This window comes from Armatimonas rosea, from assembly GCF_014202505.1.
Classification (GTDB): Bacteria; Armatimonadota; Armatimonadia; order Armatimonadales; family Armatimonadaceae; genus Armatimonas; species Armatimonas rosea.
This window is the reverse complement of the sequence record NZ_JACHGW010000002.1, coordinates 1,435,963-1,455,023: the sequence shown is the minus strand read 5'-3', so window position 1 is coordinate 1,455,023 and position 19,061 is coordinate 1,435,963. Positions and strand designations below refer to the sequence as shown.

16 protein-coding genes are annotated in these 19,061 nt (G+C 65.1%); 12 read left to right on the top strand and 4 right to left on the bottom strand.

The genetic code is table 11. From position 1 onward, the window contains the following. Positions 1-86: 86 nt before the first annotated feature. Together HNQ39_RS14680 and HNQ39_RS14675 are read left to right on the top strand one after the other, a co-directional pair. Positions 87-983: a Spy/CpxP family protein refolding chaperone gene (locus tag HNQ39_RS14680; RefSeq protein ID WP_184197457.1), complete on the top strand. Its 897-nt coding sequence runs from the start codon at positions 87-89 to the stop codon at positions 981-983. Positions 984-1,414: 431 nt separating this feature from the next. Then, positions 1,415-2,479 (top strand): hypothetical protein, encoded by a 1,065-nt coding sequence (locus HNQ39_RS14675; protein WP_184197454.1) that lies wholly within the window; start codon positions 1,415-1,417, stop codon positions 2,477-2,479. On the opposite strand, the gene HNQ39_RS14670 is transcribed toward HNQ39_RS14675, so the two are convergent. Continuing rightward, positions 2,476-3,939, bottom strand: coding sequence for a sensor histidine kinase (locus HNQ39_RS14670; RefSeq protein WP_184197451.1), 1,464 nt, complete (start codon positions 3,937-3,939; stop codon positions 2,476-2,478). The genes HNQ39_RS14675 and HNQ39_RS14670 overlap by 4 nt on opposite strands. After that, the gene (locus HNQ39_RS14665; RefSeq protein WP_184197448.1) at positions 3,936-4,619 is read right to left on the bottom strand and encodes a response regulator transcription factor; all 684 of its coding nucleotides are present in this window, start codon (positions 4,617-4,619) and stop codon (positions 3,936-3,938) included. The genes HNQ39_RS14670 and HNQ39_RS14665 overlap by 4 nt, the downstream gene beginning before the upstream one ends. Before the next feature lie 132 nt (positions 4,620-4,751). On the opposite strand from HNQ39_RS14665, the gene HNQ39_RS14660 reads away from it, so the two are divergent. From HNQ39_RS14660 to HNQ39_RS14640, 6 genes are read left to right on the top strand one after another with little or no spacing between them, the layout of a single operon-like run. Continuing rightward, complete coding sequence (locus HNQ39_RS14660) at positions 4,752-5,132, top strand: immunoglobulin domain-containing protein (RefSeq protein WP_184197444.1); 381 nt, start codon at positions 4,752-4,754, stop codon at positions 5,130-5,132. Between the two features lie 16 nt (positions 5,133-5,148). After that, the gene (locus tag HNQ39_RS14655) at positions 5,149-6,093 is read left to right on the top strand and encodes an Ig-like domain-containing protein (protein ID WP_184197441.1); all 945 of its coding nucleotides are present in this window, start codon (positions 5,149-5,151) and stop codon (positions 6,091-6,093) included. A gap of 14 nt (positions 6,094-6,107) precedes the next feature. Further along, positions 6,108-6,242: a hypothetical protein gene (locus tag HNQ39_RS30285; protein WP_281380256.1), complete on the top strand. Its 135-nt coding sequence runs from the start codon at positions 6,108-6,110 to the stop codon at positions 6,240-6,242. A 28-nt stretch (positions 6,243-6,270) separates the two neighbouring features. Beyond that, complete coding sequence (locus tag HNQ39_RS14650; RefSeq protein WP_221290012.1) at positions 6,271-7,596, top strand: Ig-like domain-containing protein; 1,326 nt, start codon at positions 6,271-6,273, stop codon at positions 7,594-7,596. An 18-nt stretch (positions 7,597-7,614) separates the two neighbouring features. Further along, the gene (locus tag HNQ39_RS14645) at positions 7,615-8,742 is read left to right on the top strand and encodes a dienelactone hydrolase family protein (RefSeq protein WP_184197438.1); all 1,128 of its coding nucleotides are present in this window, start codon (positions 7,615-7,617) and stop codon (positions 8,740-8,742) included. Between the two features lie 50 nt (positions 8,743-8,792). Then, positions 8,793-11,537, top strand: a complete 2,745-nt coding sequence (locus tag HNQ39_RS14640; protein ID WP_184197435.1) for a M14 family zinc carboxypeptidase — start codon at positions 8,793-8,795, stop codon at positions 11,535-11,537. Between the two features lie 121 nt (positions 11,538-11,658). Here the strand turns inward: HNQ39_RS14640 and HNQ39_RS14635 are convergent, their stop codons facing one another. Then, a complete protein-coding gene (locus HNQ39_RS14635; protein ID WP_184197433.1) occupies positions 11,659-12,339 on the bottom strand; it encodes a phytanoyl-CoA dioxygenase family protein in 681 nt (226 codons plus the stop codon). Between the two features lie 51 nt (positions 12,340-12,390). Here HNQ39_RS14635 and HNQ39_RS14630 point away from each other — a divergent pair, with 51 nt between their 5' ends. After that, positions 12,391-13,257 carry an AraC family transcriptional regulator gene (locus tag HNQ39_RS14630; protein ID WP_184197430.1) on the top strand — a complete coding sequence of 289 codons (867 nt, stop codon included), beginning with the start codon at positions 12,391-12,393 and terminating at the stop codon, positions 13,255-13,257. Here HNQ39_RS14630 and HNQ39_RS14625 read toward each other — a convergent pair. Continuing rightward, positions 13,182-14,030, bottom strand: coding sequence for a helix-turn-helix domain-containing protein (locus HNQ39_RS14625; protein WP_184197428.1), 849 nt, complete (start codon positions 14,028-14,030; stop codon positions 13,182-13,184). The genes HNQ39_RS14630 and HNQ39_RS14625 overlap by 76 nt on opposite strands. A 57-nt stretch (positions 14,031-14,087) precedes the next feature. Here HNQ39_RS14625 and HNQ39_RS14620 point away from each other — a divergent pair, with 57 nt between their 5' ends. From HNQ39_RS14620 to HNQ39_RS14610, 3 genes are all read left to right on the top strand, one after another. After that, positions 14,088-17,000 (top strand): DUF1549 domain-containing protein, encoded by a 2,913-nt coding sequence (locus tag HNQ39_RS14620; RefSeq protein WP_184197425.1) that lies wholly within the window; start codon positions 14,088-14,090, stop codon positions 16,998-17,000. Positions 17,001-17,190: 190 nt separating this feature from the next. Beyond that, on the top strand, positions 17,191-18,651 hold the full coding sequence (locus HNQ39_RS14615; RefSeq protein WP_184197422.1) for a DUF1501 domain-containing protein: 1,461 nt from the start codon (positions 17,191-17,193) through the stop codon (positions 18,649-18,651). A gap of 88 nt (positions 18,652-18,739) precedes the next feature. Continuing rightward, positions 18,740-18,979: a hypothetical protein gene (locus tag HNQ39_RS14610; protein ID WP_184197419.1), complete on the top strand. Its 240-nt coding sequence runs from the start codon at positions 18,740-18,742 to the stop codon at positions 18,977-18,979. Positions 18,980-19,061 lie beyond the last annotated feature (82 nt).

Below are 19,061 nucleotides of genomic sequence, written 5' to 3'. Positions count from 1 at the left end.
GCACAAACCGTTAAGTAATCCTGAAGTTTCACTTCATTATTGCTTCATGGTTTCTCGCTAAGATGCTACCCAGGAGAACGAAACAGATGAACCGATTGGCTTTAACGTTTGTTGCATTGATGGTGGGTGGCGCTGCACTGGCACAGCCCCCACAAGAAGGTGGCTTTGGCGGTCAGGGAGGCTTCGGGGGCCAGGGTGGCCCCGGCGGTCAAGGAGGATTCGGCGGCCAGGGCGGTGGACGCGGTGGTCGTGGAGGCGGTCAGGGTGGCTTTGGAGGACAAGGCGGCTTTGGCGGCGGACCGGGGGGCATGATGGGTGGCCCCGGTGGGATGATGGGCATGAACCGCGAGGTCAGCGCCGCAACCATCCCGCTTCGGGTGATGGCAACCTACCTCAACCTGACCGATGCCCAGGCCGGCAAGATCGCCCTGATCCGCGACGATATGCAGGATGCTATGCGTCCCCAGATGCCCCGCCGTCAGGCACAGGACCCGAATGCGGACCCCGCCGCCGGAGGTCGTCCCGACTTCCAGGCGATGATGCAGGAGATGCAGGCCAACATGCAGAAGGCCGAGCGCAAGGCGACCACCGACACCAGCGCGGTCCTCACCGATCCGCAGCGGGTGGCCCTCAGCACGCTGATCAAGGCGCTCAAGGTGATGCAGGACGCCGGAATCCGCCCCGAGGCAGCCACCAAGCTCCAGCTCGCCGATGACCAGCTAGCGAAGCTGGCTCAAGGGCGCACGCCGGACAAGGTACTCAGCGCCGACCAGCAGACAATCGCCCAAAGCTACATGATGCCAATGATGGGCCGTGGCGGTCAGGGTGGCCCCGGAGGACCCGGTGGCGGCTTCGGTGGTCCCGGTGGCCCCGGCGGACAGGGTGGTTTTGGTGGCCAAGGCGGCGGACGCGGAGGCCGTGGCGGTGGTCAGGGTGGCCAAGGCGGGGGCTTTGGCGGCCAGGGCGGCGGCGGCGGCAACTAGTCTCACCCTTCCCTTCTGAGACTCCATCTCCTCTGTGCCCAGCACGGAGGAGATTTTTCTTTTTGTCGCCTTTTGTGCGACGAAGTCGCCTGGACGGAAATCGTCCGGCTATAGGGCACTTCGTGCCGCCTCCTCGTGCCTCGTCGGTACTTTTGCTATGGCTGTAGGGCTGGTCGCCACAGGCGCGGCCGAAGGCCCCAAAGCCCCGAGGTTTACCGTCGAGGGCAATCACACGATTTCAAACAGAGTAGTTTTTTGTGACCTAACAGTTCCTTCATGATGCAGGGATAGCCTATGGGAAGCCCTTCCCGTTGAAGCCAGACGCTCTCGGCGCGGTCTTAATACGAGGAACCTCCCCCTCGCGGTGTGCCTACTTAACGTATACAGATTCCTTCCTCCCTATTTCGATTGGTTAGAAAAGAGAACACTCCATGCGTCCACTCAAAACCCTGCTCCCCACGCTCACCCCCGCCCGCCAGCTCGGCTTGCTAGCCTTCTCCGCGACCGCCTACCTCGCGCTCAATGGCTGCGGCGGCGGTGGGACCACCACGATCCCCACTCCCACCCCAACGGTCGTACCGACAGCAGTGCCGACCGCGACACCAACCCCCACCGCGACTCCCGTGGGCACGCCCACGCCGGTGCCCACCCCGACCCCGGTACCAACTCCCACTCCCACCCCAAGCCCCGTGCCGACACCAACGCCCGTCCCCACACCAACACCAACGCCACGTCCCCCGACCCCGACCCCCACACCAACACCCACTCCTAGCCCCACCCCGACTCCGACTCCGACGCCCACTCCCACCCCGACGCCCACCCCGACGCCGACCACCACCTTCACGGACCGCCTCTACACGCTCAACCAAGAGGGGCGCACCCTCACCAGTGTCGCGCTACGGGCCACCGACGATGCCTGGGCGATCGCCTACAATGGTAAGCTCTGGAGCACCAATGGAGTGCCCACGAGCCTGACCACGGAGCTGACCCGCCTGACCGCGATCAGTGCGAGCATTAATGCGGTGGTGCTTGGCCCGAGCGATAGCTGGCTGGTGGTCTACAACAACACCAGCTTCACGGCCTCCAATATCCCCACCAACCTCTACAACCGGCTCAGTACCCTCCAGACCGCCGGGGCGAGCTTTGCCGCGGTTGCGATCGGGCCGAGCAGTAGCTGGGCGGTGGTCACGGGAGGAAACGTGCGCTCGTTCTACACCGACGGTGTCCCTGTGGGCTTCTACAACCAGCTCAACACGCTCCTGAAGGGCACCGCCAGTGTGCGACAGCTCGCCCTGGGAATGAACGACTCGTGGGGGATTGTCGCCGACACCAACACGTGCTACGTGAGCGGTGTCCCCGCGACCCTCTACAACTCTCTGGTGAGTATCCAGGACAGCGGGTACACGATCAATGCCCTCGCGCTGGGCAAGGCCACCAGCTACGCCGTGATCTACAGCAACAGCGCCTGGTACGCCAGCGCCACCCGCAAGCGCTAGAGGGCAAGAGGTGGTCCTGCTTCCCGAGCAGGAGGGAGCAGGACCGTCACCACGGTCCCCTCCCCCAGTGCGCTTGTGAGCACCAGCTGCCCCCCGTGTGCCTCGACAATGCTCCGGCAGATCGAGAGCCCTAGGCCCGTCCCCCCGCGCCCTCGGTTGCGCGAGCTATCCACCCGGTAGAAGCGCTCCCCTAGGTGTGGCAGGTGCTCGGGTGCGATCCCCACTCCCGTATCGGCGATCCGCACCACCTGCCACGCCTCCTCCGCAGAGACCGTCACCACGACACTCCCCTCAGGAGAGGTGTAGCGACGGGCATTGCTCAGCAGGTTGGTAAAGAGCCGGGTCAGCTCCCACTCATTTCCCCAGAGGGTCACCAGAGGATCGGGGAGCTGGAGGGTCACCGGGGGAGCGGTCTCGGGCGTGAGGCGAAGCGCACGCTCCAGGATCTCGCTCGCCAGAACCTCGATTCGCTGTTGTCCCAGCTGCTGGCTATCCGAGCGTGCCAGGAGCAGAAGATCGGAGACAAGGCGATCCATCGCATCGGCGGCTTGGTCGATCTCCCGGAGACAGTGCTGGTACTGCTCCGGCGTGAAGACATCCGTGCGCTCCAGAGCCCGGCTCGTCGTCCCCTTGATCACCGTGAGGGGAGACTTCAGCTCGTGGCTCGCATCTCCTGTAAAGCGGCGCTGCTGCTCCAAGGCGCGGTACTGCTGCACCCATGCCTCCTCTTGCCGCCCTAGGAGGGTGTTGAGGACACTCGCCAGCTCGGAGAACTCATCGCTCCCCTGTACAGGAAGTCGCCGGACGAGTGCCTGGTCTTCGACTCCCACTTGAGCGGTTATCTCCTGCGCCGCGACCGAGACCGCATGGATCCGCCGCAGTACCCGCTGTGTCAGGAGGATTCCCCCCAGAGAGGCACAGAGCAGCCCCACGGGCAAGAGCAAGAGCAGGGTTCGGTCCAGGGTCGCAATCGCCTCCTCGAGCTCCGTCAGGCGGTAGCCAACCTGGCCAACTCCTGTGAGGCGTCCAGCGTGGAGCATGGGCACGGAGAGGATCTGGATAGGCTCCCCCTGAAGCACGATCCGTCGCGTGTCGCGACGCCCCTCGTGGGCTGCGACCGCAAACGACTCCTGGCTAAGCATGCTCCGAAACCCAAGAGCATTGCCCTGAAGATCGAAGTGCCGCGGGGTCAGCGTGATATCCTCCTCACCACGAGGCGCGGGCTTCCCCTGCATTCCAAAGCCCCCGCCACCATCACCGGGGCCCTCAGGGGGGGCACCAGGACCTTGCTCTCCCTCGCCGAAGGGGAGCTTGCCCACCTGCCGCTCCATCGCCCGGCTCACCGAGGTCATCAGGGCGGAGCGCACGGTGTAGCGCACCAACACCCCCACCCCGGTGAGCAACAGCGCCAGGGAGACACTGTTCCAGAGCGTGAGCTGGGTTCGCAGTGAGCCTCTCATACTGCCTCCTCATGCGGTGCCCGGAGCGTGTAGCCCGCACCATGAACCGTCTGGATGAGCTTATGAGCGAACCCCGTGTCCATCTTCTTGCGGAGCAAGCCGATATAGACATCGACCGTGGCGGAGGTGGCTCCCTCGTTCTGCCAGATCGTCTCCTGGATGCGCTCCCGGCTGAGCACCACCCCCTCATGGCTGGCGAGCGCCTCCAGAAGCTCGTACTCCCGGTGGCTTAGCCCGATCTCCTGCTCGCCACGGGTGACCCGGCGCTGGGCAGTGTCGATCCGTAGATCGGCGATCTGGATGGTGCGCGTGCGGTGGATACGATCCCGGCGCAGGAGTGCCCGCACCCGCGCGAGCAGCTCACCAAACTCAAAGGGCTTGGGCAGGTAGTCGTCGGCCCCGGCATCGAGCCCCCGGATCTTGTCATCGACCGCGTTGCGGGCACTGAGCATCAGAACGGGGGTCCGGTTGCGCCGGAGCCGGAGCCGCTCACAGACCTCCCAGCCGCTCATGTCTGGGAGCATTACATCCAGGACGATCAGGTGGTAGTCTTGCTCCTGCAAAAGCGCTAACCCCCGGACGCCATCGCTTGCATGATCCACGGTGTAGGGGACATCTTGGAGCCCTGCGACCAGCATAGACGCAATCGCGGGGTCGTCTTCTATAACTAGAACGCGCATGACTCTCTTGTACCCCCGAAAGCTAAAAATGGCATAAAGGAAAACCCGTTTGGCGCATTTATCTGGATTTTAGAACTGCTTGATATTCTCCTCTCCATAGCCATCCCGGCTGACGAAAGGAACCGAATCAAGATGAAGAAAGCGTTTCTGAGCACACTCTGCCTTATTGCCCTGACCGCACCACTCGCTCTGGTCGGCTGCGGCGGAGGGGGCGGAGACAGCACCACGGTCCCCACGGTGACGCTACAGTCCAGCTCACAGACCGCCATTGCAGGAGGGAGTGTCACTCTCTCCGCAACTGCGTCGGATAGCACCGCCACCTACCAGTGGTACAAGGGCGACACGGCCCTCTCTGGAGCGACGAGCGCCAGCCTGACGATCAGCCCCACCAGCACCAGCGACTCCGGCAGCTACTATGTCGTGGCCTCCAACTCCGCAGGCTCGGCGACGAGTAGCACTATCACGCTTACCATCACTCCAACCACTGGGGGCAGCTCGGTCACGGTGGATTAAGAAAGGCTCTTGTAAGATGAAACGACTCTCTCTTCTCCTCTGCACCCTCCCTCTGCTAGGCGTTGCGACGACTCTCACCGGTTGCGGTGGGGCATCGTCGCTGGCCACGGTCGCCGCCGCAACGGGCCGGGCAACGCTCTCGATCACCTGGCCTGAGGCGACGCGGCTCATTCCGACGGCGGCTAACAGCATCACGATAAGCTTCCTTCAGGGCACCACCGTGGTCAACACCCAGACGGTCGCACGGCCAGCAAACGGCAGTAGCAGCACACTAAGCTTTGAGACACTCCCGCTCGGTAGCCTGACGGTGGTGGCGAGTGCCTACCCCAACACCGATGGAACGGGCGTAGCGCAGGCGACCGCCTCAACCACCGCGACCATCGCCTCAGGGCAGACCACGGCGGTGAGCATCACCATGGCCTCGACTATTAGCTCGCTGAGTCTCACTCCCACCAGCCCGAGTGTGGTGGCGGGCCAGACTGTGGCGCTCGCAGCCTCCGCCCTCGATGCCAGCGGGAGCCTCGTGCTCACCAGCGCCTCCAAGCTCTCCTGGGAGTCGTCAAACCCTGCCGTCGCGACCGTAAGCTCGACAGGAGTCGTCACGGGAGTGGCAGCGGGCAGTGCCACCGTCACCGTGACGGAGACCGAGTCGGGCAAGTCCGCGAGCGTGGGCGTAACCGTCAACGCTCCGGTGAGTGTCGCGCTCTCCCCCAGCAGTGCGACCATCTCGATCCGGGGGACGCAGAGCTTCAGCGCGAGCGTGAGTGGCACGACCAACCAGAGCGTGACCTGGTCGGTGCAGGAGAGTACAGGCGGCTCTATTTCCTCGTCAGGTCTCTACACGGCTCCGAGCACGGCAGGGACCTACCACGTGATCGCCACCAGTGTCGCCGATCCCAGCAAGTCCGCCATCGCCACTGTCACGGTCCAGGCGGGCGGTGCGACCGTGCTGGTGAACTAGAAGAGAGGCCCCCAATGCTTACCCTTCTCACCTGGATCGCCCCGCTCGTCCCCTACGCAGGCTGGCTCTACCTGGCGCTGTTCCTAGGCGCTTGTCTGCTGGTCTGGTTCTCACGTCTCCCACAAACCTCGCGTCCTAGCCAGCTCTAGAGACTCTCAAACGAAAGGAAATAAGACCATGAAACACAACCACTTCTCATCAACAGATACAAAGCTTGAGCTCTCCCGCCGCGAGGCAGTTCTGCTCCTCGCAGGCACCGGGGTCGTCGCCTCGGGGTTACTCGCGGGCTGCGGTGGCTCAGGCGCAGTGGCGACACCTACAGGAACGGGCCGTGCGACTCTGGAGATTATCTGGCCAGAGCTCTCGGTCTCGCGCTTGATCCCTGTCGCGGCCAGTAGCATCACGGTCAGCTTCAGCCTCAGCGGCACGATCGTCTCCACCCAGACAGTCGCTCGACCCAGCTCGGGCAATACCAGCACGCTCAGCTTCACGAGCCTGCCGCCGGGAGCTCTCACGGTCACGGCCACGGCCTACCCCACCACAACCGGCACCGGGGTTGCCCAGGCGACCGCCACCACCACGGCCACGATTGTCGCCGACCAGAATACCACGGTCAGTGTCACCATGGCCTCGACCATTAGCGCGCTGAGCATCAGCCCGACCAGCCCCGCTCTCACCACGGGTAGCACGACCCAGCTCACCATGACAGCCCTCAACGCCAGTGGAAGCGCCGTTCTCACCGCTGCCTCCACCGTGAGCTGGCAGTCGTCGAATACGGCGGTCGCCACGGTAGACGCGACCGGGCTGGTCACGGGAGTGTCTGCTGGAAGCGCGACCATCACGGTCACCGAGTCCGAGTCGGGCAAGAGCGCCTCAACGGTCGCGACCGTGAGCGCCCCGGTGGCGAGCTGCCATCTGATCCCCACCGAGACCGACGGCCCCTACCCGCTCTACTCTGTGCTCAGCAACGCCGCCATGGTCCGCAGCAGTATCGCCGAGACCAAGACGGGGGTTCCCCTCACCGTGGAGCTGACCCTGGTGAGTGTCAATGGGAGCTGTGGCGTTATTAAGAATGCCTACATCTACATCTGGCACTGCGACAAAGACGGCACGTACTCGGGGTATAGCTCCACACAGAACGGCAACCACCTGGGCGAGACCTACTGCCGTGGCATCCAGCAGACCGACTCCAACGGGAAAGTGACCTTCCAGACGATCTACCCCGGCTGGTACGCGGGACGCATCACCCATGTCCACTTCCAGGTCTACCTGACCTCGCTCAGCAGCACGGTCACGGCCACCTCCCAGTTCGCCTTCCCTCAGGATGTCACCCAGACCGTCTACGCCTCGTCGCTCTACGCCGCCCACGGACAGAACACGTCGGTGACCAGCTTCTCCGCGGACAATGTCTTCAGCGACGGCACGACCTACCAGATGGCGACCCTCACAGGGAGTGTTGCGGCGGGCTACACTGCCAAGCTGGTGATTGGAGTCAACGCCTAAACCCGCTACAATAGGCCCATGAGTCAGAGCTACCAAGACCTTGGGATCTACAGCGAGCTGGTGGGGGCGGCGCAGCGCTCCCGCCCGCTCTGGCCGGAGGCAAGGCCCGGCAAAACCACGCAGAAAAAAGTGCGCGAGGCGCTGGCGTTCGCGCCTGGTGACGAAGCCCCGCAAGACGTCCGCGTCGAGCAGCGCTGGGAGCGCGACGGTGTCTCGGGTGAGCTGATCTCCTGGTCGGTGGGCTACGGGCCGCGCACCCAGGCGTTCTACCTACGCCCGGCGGGCAGCGATGGCAAGAAGCTCCCTGGGGTTCTTGCCCTCCACCACCACGGGGGCTTCAAGCTCTACGGCAAGGAGCAGATCGCCGACGGCCCCGAGCCTGTCCCGGAGTCCGTGGCACCATCGCGCGGCCAGTACTACGGCGGCCGCGCCTACGCCAACGAGCTCGCCCGCAAGGGCTTCGCGGTGCTCGTCCCCGATGTCTTTCTCTGGGGGAGCCGCAAGTTCCCACTGGAGACCATGACCGCACTCCATCAGGGGCGCGGCAAGAAAATGGCCCCCGAGGCGGGCCCCGCACAGCTCTACAACACCACAGCCAGCTTCCACGAGGAGCTGGTCGCCAAGTACGCAACGGTTCTAGGGATTAGCCTCGCGGGCGTGGTCAGCTACGAAGATAGGGTCGCCGCGAGCTATCTCACCTCGCGCCCCGATGTGAATGCTAAGGTGCTGGGCTGTGTCGGGCTCTCGGGCGGGGGCCTGCGGGCCGCGCTGCTCCAGGCGACCTGTCCTAAGATTCGCGCAGCGGTGGTGGTCGGGATGATGAGCACCTTCCCCGGCCTGCTAGACCATAATATCGTCAGCCACACCTGGCTCCTCTACCCCCCTGCCTGGATGCCCCACGGCGACTACCCTGATCTCGTTGCGTGCCGGGCACCATCGCCGCTACTGGTCCAGTACGACGAAGCCGATCCGCTCTTTACGCTGGAGGGAATGCGCGCCGCCGACACCAAGATCGCGCGGCACTACGCATCGGTGGGGAAGCCGGAGAGCTATCTCGGGCAGTTCTATCCGGGTGGGCACAAGTTCGATCTTCCCATGCAAGCCGCCGCCTTCGACTGGCTCGCGGCCCAGCTTGGGGTACGATAGCGCATCGCCGCCGTGGCCGGAAAGCCGGGGCCCGTAAAGGAATCCCAGACGTGTCCTTGAAATCTCTCCCCCTCTCTTTCTTCGTGCTAGGCCTAAGCCTCGCCACGCCGCTGGTTGCCCAGGCGCAGCGGATTGTCCCCGGCGCGGCCCTGCCCCACGCCCGCTACGACTTCTACGGACGCAAGCCGTACCGAAGCAGTGTCCCGACGCCCGCGCAGCTCCTGGGCTACGAGGCGGGCGACACGCACTCGACCTACCGGGAGCAAGAGAAGGCACTCCTAGCGATGGCGGCGGCGGCTAAAGACCGGGTGCGGGTCTTTGAGATTGGAGTGTCGGTGGAGGGGCGGCCCCTGCGGCTCTTTGCGGTCTCGTCGGCGGAGAACCTCGCCAAGCTCGATGCGCTCCGTGCCAGCAACCTCAAGCTCTCCGATCCCCGGACCCAGAGCAGCGCTGAGGCAGACAAAGCGGCGAGGTCGGCACCCACCTTTGTCTGGATCAACCACTGTATTCATGGCGATGAGTCGGCGTCGTTTGAGTCCGCGATGTGGCTCCTCTACACGCTGGCGGCATCGGAGTCAACCGAGGTGAAGAGCGCACTGGCAAGCGCCGTGGTGCTCATCAACCCCGTGTTCAACCCCGACGGCCACGAGCGCTTTGTGGTCTACAACAACTCCCTGGCGCTCGGAATCCCGGAGGGCGACACGCTGGAGCAGCGCCAGCCGTGGGGCATCTCCGGGCGCTACAACCACTTCCGCTTCGACATGAACCGCGACAAGCTCTCCCAGTCCCAGCCCGAGACCCAGGCGGAGTCGGCGGCGTTTCTGGCGTGGAAGCCGCAGGTCTTTGTGGACCAGCACGGACAGGTCGAGAACTACTTCTTCCCGCCCAACTCCGACCCGGTCAACCGCGAGGCGGACGCAAAACGGATCGAGGACTGGACCTCGGTGTTTGGACGCGCCAACGCGGCGGCCTTCGACAAGTACGGCTGGCAGTATGTCACCCGCGAGCGCTTCGACCTCTACTACCCCGGCTATTTAGACTCCTGGACCACGCTCTCCGGGGCGATTGGGATGACCTACGAGACCGACGAGGGCGGGCGGCTGGCAGCCAAGCGCGACGATGGCACCCTGATCACGCTCCGGGACGGGATCGCGCACCACTTTGAGGCGGCCCTGGCGACCATCGAGGCGGCGGCCAAGAACCGCGAGCGCCTGCTCACCGACTACGTGGCCTACCGCCGCAGCGCCCTCACCCGCGCCAGCGCCGAGCCCATGAAGCGCATCGTGATTGTCCCCGGCACAGACCCGGATCGCCTCAATGCCCTCGCCCAGCGACTCCAGCGCTCCGGGATCGAGGTCGGTGTCGCGGCGAGCGCGTTTGTCTCGGAGACGGCACACCCCTATCTGACGCCCGACGGCAAGCCCACCACCCAGAAGCAGACCTTCCCCGCCGGGAGCCTCGTGGTCGAGCTTGCCCAGCCGCAGGGCCGCCTCGCCAAGACCCTGCTGGAGCCCAACACGGCCCTCGGGGATGCCTTTCTCAAGGAGCAGAACGCCAAGCGCCAGCGCAACCTCAAGAAGAACGATGCCGAACCCAAGGAGGACTACGACTTCTACGACATCACCGCCTGGTCGCTCCCCTTCGCCTTTGATCTGACCGCGTTCTGGACCGAGGACAGCGCGCCGCCCGCAACCCGCGCTCTCGCCGCGCCTCCCAAGCCCACCGCGCTCCCCGACTCCCCCACGCCTCCCGCCTATCTCATCCGCTACGACCGCGAGCGGGCCGCGGTTCTTGCGCTCCGCTTGCTCGCCAAGGGCTACCGGGTGGGGGCGCTGACAAAGCCGGGCAAGGCGGGCGGCGTGGTCTTGGAGCGCGGGAGCTTTGTGGTCCGCACCGAGCGCAATCCCGAGAGTGTCCACAAAGCCCTGCGAGCGCTCGCTACCGAGCTGGGTGTCCCGGTCGTGCCCCTGACCTCGGCCTACACCGACGAAGCCAGTGTCGGGCTGGGCTCCTTCACGCTCCAGAACCTCAAGCGCCCCCGGATCGCGGTGGTCGCCGATGACATGGTCAGCCAGACGGGCTACGGCAGTGTCTGGCATTTTCTGGAGCGCGAGCTAGGAGTCAGCTTCACCCCGATCCGGCTGCGGAGCCTGCGCGGGGAGACTCTGGCCAAGTTCAATACCGTGATCTTCCCCGAGGGCTACGGCTACGCGGGTGCCCTCGGGAAAGCCGGTGCCGATGCACTCCGCGAGTGGGTCTCGGGCGGCGGCGCACTGATCGGCCTCGCCAGCGGCGGCACCTGGTTCACCGAGAAAGACATGAACCTCACAGCGGCCACCGTGGTCGGGGCGCCTCCCGCCGATGCCAAGCCCGACGACAAAGAGAAAGAGAAGAAGCCCGAGGACCGCCTCAAGGAGCGCGAGAGCCGCCCCACTGCCCTCCCCGGCGCCCTCTTCCGGGCCACCCTCAACCGCGAGCACTTCCTGGGCTTTGGCTACGCCCAGGACGAGCTGATCTTCCCCCTGCTCGGCGATACCTTCCTCAAGCCGACCACCAAGGGGAGCAACCCACTCATCTTCCCCAAGGCCAACCTCCTGGCGTCGGGGTTTGCCTGGGAAGGCAACACCGAGCGCCTGCTCGCCGAGACCGCAGCCGTGATCGACGAGCCGACGGGCGGAGGCCATGTCCTGCTCTACCTCTCCGACCCGACCTTCCGCAACCTCTGGCCCGGCCTCAACCGTCTACTGCTCAATGGCATCCTCTTCGGCCCCAGCCGCACGTACGGGGAGGAGTAGGAAACCTCTCCCCCTGCCCCCTCCCCCGGGCAGTCGTTCCTCCTTGGGGAAGGGGGTTCTGACTCGGGTTCCCCTTTCCCAGCGAGGAACGAGCGTCCGGGAGAGGGGGCAGGGGGAGAGGTTATCCCAGCGGGTCCACACACAGGGGCGGTCGCTTGCCGGTCTCGGTGTAGCGGGCGTTGGTGGCGCAGAACTGCGCGGCGTAGGCGTAGCGGTTCTGGTCGGTCGTGTTGGTCAGTGAGCGGTGGAGCGTGTCGCGGGTGAAGATGCAGGTATCGCCGGGAGAGAGCGTGGGCAAGAGGAGCGAGTTCTCCGGCTCGACCAGCGCCTCACGGTGCCCCTTGGCCGTGGTCTCGTTGCGCTTGGACGCCTGTGTCCCGAGCTTGTGCGAGCCGGGTGCCACCCACAGATTCGCCATTTCCGGCGTGATCTCCGAGAGTGCCACAAAGATATTGAGCGCCCCACCGTAGATATGGGAGTACATGTTGTCCTGGTGCCAGGGCAGGCCATTGCCCCCGCGTGCCGGGACAATGGCGAGCATGCCGTAGTAGATCAAGGGCGGGGTCCCCAAGAGCTGCCCTGCCGCAGTCACCACACTCGGATGGCGCAAGATCGCATGGAGCTCGGGCTCGGACTTTGGGTTCTCGCGGTCGAAGACCTTGGGGGTCCAGCCGCCGCCGTCGGCGGTCTTGGTGGTCTCCCCGATGGCGCGGACGGACTCCACAACGCTCTGGGGGACGAGGTTTCTCTTGAGCAGATAGCCCTCACGGAAGTACTGCTCGATCTCTTCTTCGGTTAGCATGCTCTCATTTTCCACGATCTTTTCCCGGCTGTCTTTGCTAAAATAGCGATAATGTTTGCAAAAATCGAGAGTTTTGAGGAAAAGCTGCGCCTTCCCGACGGTCGCGAAGGCTTTGTGAAGGAGGGCGGACGCGGTCAGCACCCCATGCACCGCCACCGCGAGCCGGAGTTCAACCTCGTGCTCTCGGGGACCGCACGCTACGTTCTGGCCGAGCGGCAGACCGGCGAGAGCTGGGTGAGCGCTCTCGCGCCGGGGAGCCTGATCTGGCTCTTGCCGTCGCAGGACCACATCCTCGTGGAGAAGTCGTCGGACTATGCCCACTGGGTGGTGGTGGCGACTCCCGCGCTCCTCGCCCGGCTCCCCCTCTCACTCCCCAGCACCCGTGAGCTCTGCCGCCCCCTGAGCGCATCGGACCAAGCGCGTCTGGTCGCCCTCTGCACCGAGCTCACCGCCCTCCCCGAGAGCGACTCGCTCACCTTCAACGCGGGGCTGGGCTATCTCATGGCAGCGGCCTGGAGCGCCTTCCAGCGCGCCCCGGGGAGCCCCACCGCTCTCGTCCATCCTGCTGTCGCCACGGCCATGCGCCTCCTGCGCGAGCGCCCTCAGGAGCCGTGGAGTGTCCCCGAGCTCGCCGAGCGCTGTGGCCTCTCCGCTCCCGTGCTCACGCGCCACTTCCGCGAGCAGACCGGCCTCACGCTCCTGGAGTTCCGCCAGCAGGAGCGCGTCCGCCTCGCCCTGGAGCTCCAGGCACTTGCGCCCTCGCGGACACGCTTGGAGGTGGCGCTAGAGGCCGGTTTTGGGAGCTACGCCAGCTTCCATAGGGCCTTGGAGCGCGACCCACTCTACCTGCGCCAGTGGCTCGGGGGGACCCCTAAGACACGCTTGAAGGCGGTGGAGAAGGCAAAGGGATTGGCGTAGCCCACGGCCCGTGCGACATGCTCAATGGTCGCCTCGGTCGAGAGGAGCAGCGCCCCCGCGTGGCGCATCCGCAGGAGCGTGACCTGCTCCAAGGGGCTATTTCCCGTCTCCTGCTGGCAGACCACGCGGAGCTGTCCCTCAGAGAGGCAGGCGAGCGCGGCAAGCTCGGGGGCGGTCCAAGGGTGGGCGAGGTTGGTCTCGATGGTGTCCCAGAGGGTTCGCAGGCGCTCGGGCCGGGCACCGCCTCGTAGGAGCCGGCGCGCTTGGAGCAGGGTCAGCTCCGCCCAGACCGCCAGGTGCGCCGCCTCCGCCGCCGCCCGCGACTCGCGCCAGAGCCCCAAGATCGCATCGCGCAGGGGCTCGGGGTCGGCACTCACCAGGCTGGAGTGCTCGGGCCAAGGAAGCTCGGCATCGGGCGTGAAGATCACCCAGGCAAACTCCCAGGGCGAGTCCGGGTGGCGTGGCTGAAAGGCATGGGGCACCCCCGGCGGCGAGAGGTAGGCCATCCCCGCCGGCACAGGAAGCCACTCCCCTCCGACCCACGCCAAGCCCTCGCCGCCGTAGCTAACCAGGAGCTGCCCTTGCTGCCAGCGGGTGCGCACCATCTTGTAGGGAGAGTAAGCCTCCGAGAGCCCGGCGACACGCAGGCCACGCGAGACCATCGCAGGCCCGGCGGGTCGGTGGGTAATGCGCTCTCGGGTACGCTCTCCGATCACGCCCAGATCGGTCAGCTCGGCCGCCGTTTGGCGAAGGTTGTCCTGCGTTTCACTCATGGCAGTAGGGTATACTTCCGTTGTACCATACGCTGAATCACAAAGGCTAAGGAACCTATGCGAAGACAACTATTCGGAGCGGTTGGAGCTCTTGGGCTAGCGGCCATGGCGGCGATGGCAACCGGCAAGAGCCAGGAGCCGGCCAAGACACTCACGGCAGAGCAGACGGCGTTTTTTGAGTCCAAGGTCCGCCCCCTGATCCTGGCGAAGTGCGAGGGGTGCCATGGTGAGGCCGGGGCCTCGGCGGGGCTTCGGCTCGATAAAGCCATCCCCGCAGACAAGCTCGCCGCGGTTCTCCAGCGTGTGAAGGGCGAGGGCGGGAAGCCGCGCATGCCGCTCAACAACGCCCCTCTCTCCCCCGGTGAAGTTGCCGTTGTGGCGGAGTGGACCAAGCAGGGCGGCTTCTGGCCCGCCAGCGCCGCCGCTCCCAATGGCGTGGGAAGTGCACTTTTTGCGATGGGCAAGACCCACTGGGCCTTCCAGCCGGTAAAGCGTGTCGCACCGCCCACGGTGAAGAGCGCCGCGTGGGTGCGCAACCCCATCGATGCCTTTGTGCTCGCCAAGCTGGAGGCCAAGAACCTCAAGCCCAGTCCGACTGCGACGCGGCGGGAGCTGATCCGGCGCGTGACCTACGATCTCACGGGCCTGCCGCCCACCCCCGAGGAAGTGGCGGCGTTTGAGGCCGACAAAGCCCCCGATGCCTATGAGAAGCTTGTGGATCGTCTGCTGGCATCGCCGCACTATGGCGAGAAGTGGGGCCGCCAGTGGCTCGATCTGATGCGCTACGCCGAGACCAACTCCTACGAGCGCGACAACCCCAAGCCCCAGCCCTGGCGCTACCGTGACTATGTCATCAAGAGCTTCAACGCCGACAAGCCCTACGATCGCTTTGTGAAAGAGCAGCTCGCCGGTGATGAGCTCCCCGATGGCGGCAACGACGGCCTTCTCGCCACGGGTTTTTATCGGCTGGGGATCTGGGACGACGAGCCCACCGACCGTGAGCAAGCCCGCTACGACGGCCTCGATGACATTGTCACGACAGTGGGGCAGACCTTTATGGGGCTGACCTTCGACTGCGCCCGCTGCCACAACCACAAGATCGACCCCATTCTTCAGAAAGACTACTACAAGCTGGTCAGCTTCTTCAATGGGATCAACCACTTCCGCAACGGCGGCCCCACCGACGAGAAGCCGATCTTTGAGAACGAGGCCCAGCGTGCGGACTACCTCAAGCGGGTCGACGAGAAAAAGCAAAAGCTGGATGCCCTCCAGCTCCAGCTCAAGGCACTCGAAAACGCCGCCCCGAGCGCCGATCCCAGCGCAGGGAGCGACCTCGACGACCTGACCTACAAGTACTACCGCGATACGTTTGAGAAGCTCCCGAGCTTCGACACGCTCAAGCCCGAGCGCACCGGCCCCGTGCCCAGCAAGCGCTTCGATATCACCCTGCGTGATCGCGATAGCGCCATTGGCTTTGTCTTCGAGGGAACGCTGGTGGTCCCCAAGGCCGGCCGCTACACGTTCTTCCTAGACTCCGACGATGGCTCGCGCCTCGTGGTCAATGGGCAGGAGCTCATCAAGCACGATGGGATTCATGGCCAGGGCAACGAGCAGAGCAAGGCAGTCCAGCTGGAGGCGGGCCGGGTCCCGATCCGGCTGGAGTACTTCCAGAACCAGTTTGGGATCGGGCTTGCGGTCTCTTGGGCCGGACCGGGGCCACGCGCCCCCCGGCGCTTGCTCTCGACCAGCACCAGCAACGGCCCCGAGGGACAGGCCAGTGTCGCGGTTGCCAACCCGGAGTACGCTCGCCTGAAGAAGCAGCTGGAGGACCTGAAGAACCAGCCCGTCGCCGTGGACCGCGCCCTCTGCGTGACCGAGATGGACCAGCCTCAGGAGACCTTTGTCCTGCTCCGTGGCTCCGCCGCCGCCCCCGCCGATAAGGTCGAGCCGGGCTGGCCGGAGATACTGGGTGGCGGCGATGCCAAGCTCCCCGGCGAGCGCATCTCTGTCGCACCGTCCACAGGGGAGCCCGTCCGCGGGGGCCGTCCCTCGATCCCCGCCGCACAGCTCAGTGAGAGCAGCTCGGGCCGCCGCCTGACCCTCGCCAGCTGGATCGCCAGCCCGGACAACAAGCTCACCGGGCGTGTCATGGCCAACCGAGTCTGGCAGGGGCACTTTGGGCGTGGGATCGTCCGCTCCGCCAGCAACTTCGGCCTCGGCGGCGACTCCCCCACCCACCCCGAGCTCCTCGACTACCTCGCCAGCAGCTTCACCCACGAGCTCGGCTGGTCGGTCAAGAAGCTCCACAAGCTGATTCTCACCAGCAACACCTACAAGCAGAGCTCGCGCAGCAACCCCGTGGCGCTCAAGGCCGACCCGCAGAACAACCTCTTCTGGCGCATGGACATGCGCCGCCTGACCGCCGAGGAGCTCCGCGACTCGGTGCTGGCGGTCTGTGGCAACCTCAACCCCAAGCTCTACGGGCCGTCGGTCTATCCCGATATCCCCGCCGAGGTGCTCCATGGTCAGTCGGTTCCGGGCAAGGACTGGTACCCCGACCGCATGAAGCCCGAGGACAAGGCGCGGCGTAGCATCTATATCTTTGTCAAGCGCTCCCTGATCTTCCCGCTCATGGATAGCTTCGACATGGCCGAGACCGACCGCACGACCCCGAGCCGCTTCTCCAGCACCCAGCCCACCCAGGCGCTCACGACCCTCAATGGCAAGTTCTTCCACGACCAGGCCAAGGTCCTCGCGGCGCGCCTAGACAAAGAGAGCAACGGCAACCTGGAGCAGTTTGTCGCCCGTGGCCTCACCCTCGCCACGCAGCGCCCTCCCACCCCCAGTGAGATAACCCGTGGCCTCAAGCTCATCAAGACCTTTGAGAGCCAGAAGATGTCAACGGAGCAGGCGAAATCGACGTTCTGTCTGCTCACCCTCAACCTGAATGAGTTTATGTACCTGGACTAAGTATGATCGCCCCCGTTCAGATCGCCCCCGTGGGAGGGGGGCGTCTTGCGGTCCTCGTGCCTCGGACACAAAGGCCTCCGGCCATATGGGCGCTTAGCGCCCTTCGTGTCGGAGCCGGCGACGACAGCAAGACGCTCCCGTTCATGGGAGCGATCACAACGGGAGCGATCTAAGAAGCGAAAAGAAGACTATGGAAAATTTTTGCAAGCGCACACGACGAGAGTTCCTCTGGGAGGCCGGAGCCAAGTTCACAGGCCTCGCCCTAACCGGTCTGCTGGCCAAAGATGGCTTCGCCTTCGACTCCGCCACGAGCGGGGGCCAGGGGGCGAAAAAAGGGCTGGGTAACCCGCTCGCGCCCAAGCCACCGATGTTTCCGGCCAAGGCCAAGTCCGTGATCTTTCTGTTCATGTACGGCGGCCCCAGCCATATCGACACGTTTGACTACAAGCCGACCATGTACGGCCGCGACGGCCAGACAATCGAGGTGAAGACCTTTGGGCGCGGCGGTAAGCGCAACCAGGGCCGTCTGATCGAGCCCAAGTGGAAGTTCAAGCAGTACGGCCAGTGCGGCAAGTTTGTCTCCGATCTCTTCCCTAATGTCGGTGGCTGCGTGGACGACATGGCCTTCATCCACTCCATGACCGCCGACTCCCCGATCCACGGCTCGGCGATGCTCCAGATGAACTCGGGCAAGATTCTCTCCGGGGCGCCGTGCTTGGGCTCGTGGGTGAACTACGGGCTGGGCTCGGTCAATGAGAACCTGCCGGGCTTTGTGGTGATGCTCGACCAGTCCGGCGGCCCGATCTCTGGCGCGAAGAACTGGAGCAGCGGCTACATGCCCGCCACCTACCAGGGAACCGTCCTGCGCCCCGCGGGCACCCCCATTCTCGACTTGGCCCGCCCCGAGGAGCTCTCCAAGGACGCCCAGCGCCAGCTCTTGGACTCGCTCCAGGAGTACAACCACGAGCACCTGACGCCCCGTGCGGACAACTCGAACCTGGCGGCTCGAATCGCCAGCTACGAGCTTGCCTACAAGATGCAGTCCAACGCCCCGGAGGCCGTCGATGTGGACAGCGAGCCCGAGCACATCAAGAAGCTCTACGGCCTCGACGATCCCAAGACGGCGGACTTTGCGCGCAAGATGATCCTGACCCGGCGCCTCGTGGAGAAGGGCGTGCGCTTTATCCAGGTCTACTCCGGCGGTAGCCACAACGATGCCAACTGGGACGCCCACGGGGACCTGATGTTCAACCACACGCTCCACGCCGGCCGCACCGACAAGCCGATCGCGGCGCTGATCCAGGACCTCAAGCAGCGCGGACTTCTCGATTCCACCCTGATTATCTGGGGCGGGGAGTTTGGCCGCCAGCCGGTCGCGGAGTACGCGGCGGGCACGGGCCGCGACCACAATGCCTACGGCTTCACGATGTGGATGGCGGGCGGCGGGATCAAGGGCGGCACGAGTGTCGGGAGCACCGATGAGCTGGGCAGCCGTGCCGTGGACAGCCCGTTCCATGTCAAGAGCCTCCACGCCACCGCGCTCCAGCTCATGGGCCTCGATCCCAACAAGCTCAGCTACTTCTACGGCGGCCTCGATCAGAAGCTTGTCGGGGTAGAGCACACCGACCCGATCAAAGAGATCATCGCGTAGCGTCTCTGCCTTCCCAGCGCCGTCCAGATCTTCTGGGCGGCGCTTTGCTTTTATCGCCAGGCCCGCCTGCGGCTATAAAGGCGTAACCATGCGACACTTCCAGCTCCTCGATCCCAAGGCGACGGTTGCCCCTGACCTAGAAACCCTTCTCCTCGCAGCGGACTCCCCCAACGGCTACGAGCGCCACGCCGCGGTGCGCTGGCTGGCCGAGCGGACCACGGGCGAGGAGCTACGGCCCCTTCTGAAGCGGGCCAACGACTGGGTACCCCAGGTCCGCCATGCGGCACAAAGCGCCCTGATCGCACGCCTCATCCCGGAGTACGCCTAGCGGCTTGCCTGTCTGCTGGATGAGATTGAGTGGCTGGGCCGCCTGGGCCGCGACAACCATGCTCCTTTTATCGCACGTGTCC